Source organism: Mesorhizobium sp. M7A.F.Ca.US.005.03.2.1, from assembly GCF_003997795.1.
Taxonomy (GTDB): Bacteria; Pseudomonadota; Alphaproteobacteria; order Rhizobiales; family Rhizobiaceae; genus Mesorhizobium; species Mesorhizobium ciceri.
This window is the reverse complement of record NZ_RZRP01000824.1, coordinates 1-2,781: the sequence shown is the minus strand read 5'-3', so window position 1 is coordinate 2,781 and position 2,781 is coordinate 1. Positions and strand designations below refer to the sequence as shown.

Annotated in this window: 4 protein-coding genes; 1 reads left to right on the top strand and 3 read right to left on the bottom strand. The window is 64.5% G+C overall.

The genetic code is table 11. The features are described from left to right. Positions 1–658 (top strand): NAD(+) synthase (gene nadE / locus EN991_RS30960; RefSeq protein ID WP_127370178.1); only part of this gene is annotated, 658 nt, incomplete at its 5' end. Positions 659–706: 48 nt separating this feature from the next. Here the strand turns inward: nadE and EN991_RS30955 are convergent. The 3 genes from EN991_RS30955 to EN991_RS40425 all read right to left on the bottom strand — a co-directional run. Next, positions 707–1,822: a hypothetical protein gene (locus tag EN991_RS30955; RefSeq protein ID WP_064994918.1), complete on the bottom strand. Its 1,116-nt coding sequence runs from the start codon at positions 1,820–1,822 to the stop codon at positions 707–709. Then, the gene (locus tag EN991_RS30950) at positions 1,819–2,487 is read right to left on the bottom strand and encodes a HemK/PrmC family methyltransferase (RefSeq protein WP_245265405.1); all 669 of its coding nucleotides are present in this window, start codon (positions 2,485–2,487) and stop codon (positions 1,819–1,821) included. Before EN991_RS30950 ends, EN991_RS30955 begins: the two co-directional genes overlap by 4 nt. Positions 2,488–2,558: 71 nt before the next feature. Next, positions 2,559–2,781 (bottom strand): hypothetical protein (locus EN991_RS40425; RefSeq protein ID WP_206519283.1); only part of this gene is annotated, 223 nt, incomplete at its 5' end.

Below are 2,781 nucleotides of genomic sequence, written 5' to 3'. Positions count from 1 at the left end.
GGATACCTTCATCCGCGAGCTGGTGCCGGAATACGGGCCGGGCTGGGCCTCAAAGATCGTCATCGCCAATTCGCTCGCCGGCGAGGGCTACAACATCTCCTCGCTGGTGGTGCAGGACCCCGAAGGCCGGCAGACGAAGCTGCGCATGTCGGCGGCGGTCTATCTCGGCATCGTCGCCGCCACCAACATGAAGCAGCGCACGCGCAAACAGATCGAGTACTATCACGCCGACCGGCTGAATTTCGCCGTGCTCGGCACGCCGAACCGGCTCGAATACGACCAAGGCTTCTTCGTGAAGAATGGCGACGGCGCGGCTGACGTCAAACCGATCGCCCATCTCTACAAGAGCCAGGTCTATGCACTTGCCGCCCATCTCGGCATTCCCGAGGAAATCTGCCGCAGGGCGCCGACGACCGACACCTATTCCCTCGAGCAGACGCAGGAAGAGTTCTACTTCTCCCTGCCCTATGACCGCATGGATATTTGCCTCTTCGGCCTGAATAACGGCCTTTCAGCCGTGGAGGTCGGCGCCGCCGCGGAGCTGACTGCGGTCGAGGTCGAACGCGTCTGGGCCGATATCGCCGCCAAGCGCCGGGCGACGCGCCATCTGCACCTTGGCCCGCAGCTCGTCCGCCCCGTCGAGGAAATCGCCAGCTGAGATTGGCGCGACCATCGGGATTACGTCGCCGCGCGGGCAAATGACGGCCTATTCGAACTGCTCCCCGGCCAAGCGATTCCAGCGCTCGCCGGCCAGCCCGTTGAAGAAGCCTTGCGAGCTCAGAAACGCGTTCACCAGCTCCTCGTCGCGCGAATGCACCACGGTCGAGGCCGGTTGAGTGAAGGCGACCCGCCGGCCCAGCATCGCTGCGAGCAGGGCGGGTTGCGTCCGGCCGCGCAGGCCGGCGGCGCCACGCCGCGCCGCATCGCCAATCAAGCAGTCGACGACGGAACCAGCTTGCCCCGGCAGGGCCAGAACCTGCAGCACGCGCGCCATCCTGCCCGGGCGGGTGTGATAGAGGAAGGCGCCCACCAGCCCCCCGCTGGGGCAGGAGACGGACGCGAACACGGCATCACCATAGTCCGGCTTCTGGGAAGCCTCCGCGAGGATATGCGCAAGCTGCTCGGCACTCCAGTCGGGGCGGAGCGGGAACTGCCGCGTTAACGGGTCCAAAAGAGCCGCAAAACCGGCTTGATCGATTTCGGCTACCTTGAGGCCGCCCTTGCCATTCCAGAGTTCCGGGACCCCGGACCAGCGCATCTCGTTCTCCTGCATCCGTCCGCGAAGATAGCGATCGAGTCCGCGCGCGAGCGGGTCAAGCAAGCGCACGGCGCCGGCTCGCCGCGATGCTAGATCGAGCAGGAAGGCCGAAGGTCGGATGACCCGGATCCAGTCCAGGCTGTATTGCGGCAGGGCGACCCCGCGCAGTTTCGTCCACATCTGCGTCGAGAGGGCATTTGCGGTTTCGCTGAAGGAGATGTCCTGCGGCCCGGCCAGGAATGTCCTGAGCAGCCTTGCGCCGGCCATCGGGTCGTTCGCCCGCGGTTCGACCATGAGCGAACCACAGATGGCGGCGCGCAGCTTGCACTGGCCATGCCTCATCGGCAGCACATTCACGCCGACAAAGCCTGAAATGTCGCCTTCGCTCGCAATATGGACGAGAGACGCGATCTCCGGATCGCAGACCGGGCCTTCGAGATAGTGCCAGCGCAGATAAGTCTCGAGCGCCGGAGGCGGCGGCTTGCCACCGTCCCGGAAGGTTCTTTGAAAGAGCCCGGCGACGGCCGGAATATCCGCAGCCTGCAGGGGACGAATCTGGCTCATGCCAAACTCGCGGAGGATGAGATCGCGGGCGCACCGTTCCCAAGCTTGCGAAGGAGTGCGACACGCGGCATTCCGACCTCATCCTTGGCGAATGTCACGGGTTCATAGGCCTTGGCTCTGGCTATCAGGGCAGCCACCTGGCGGTCCTGCCCCTGGCCGAACTCGAACAGCAGCCAGCCATCAGGCTTGAGGAAATCGATTGCGTCCCGGATCAGCCGCTGTTGGATCGAGATGCCGTAAGGCCCCCCGTCGAAGGCCTCGCGCGGCTCGCCCTCAAGCAGATGCGCGCTCTCGCCTTCGAGGCGCGCGGTCGAGATATAGGGCGGATTGCAGACAATCAGGTCCGCTGCGCCGATAAGCCCATCGCCCTCCAGCGCACCGAACAGATCCCCTTTCCGGATGGTGACCCGGGCCTGAAGGGCCAAGCGTTCGGCATTGCTCCGGGCGAGCGCGAACGTGCTGTCAGTCACGTCCACCCCCCAGACGCGGGCCGACGGAACTTCCGCCGCGATCGCCAGAGCAAGGTTGCCGGAGCCGCAGCACATGTCGATCACCATCGGGCCGGGCGCGCGATCGCGAAGAATCGCAAGCGCGCTCTGTCCGAGCAACTCCGTTTCCTGACGCGGCACGAGAACGCCCGGAGCCAGCTCGAGCATCACGCTCATGAAACGATGCAGGCGGGGCGTAGAACGGCCGGCTAGGGCTGCTGCTCTGTGCGGCACGGCGGTTCCTTACGTCATCCGACAGTATTGCATACACAGGACCTATCGCGCTCCGGTAAACGGCTGCTAAAGATATCGCCGCCGATACTGCGCAGCGCACCAACTCGGCCATATAGATGCGGCGTTGGTGCGCGGATATGAAATCGAGCGCATTTCGGTCTTTGAAGTTGCCGATTATAGCTGCCGGACTTGATGTCGGACAGACTCATGCGCACGCCAGCATGCGGTTGAGTACGC

What these genes read in the sequence shown, in the direction of transcription:
- EN991_RS30950 (WP_245265405.1), bottom strand. Translation starts at nt 2,487, where the DNA reads ATGAGCGTGATGCTCGAGCTGGCTCCGGGCGTTCTCGTGCCGCGTCAG.
- EN991_RS30955 (WP_064994918.1), bottom strand. Translation starts at nt 1,822, where the DNA reads ATGAGCCAGATTCGTCCCCTGCAGGCTGCGGATATTCCGGCCGTCGCC.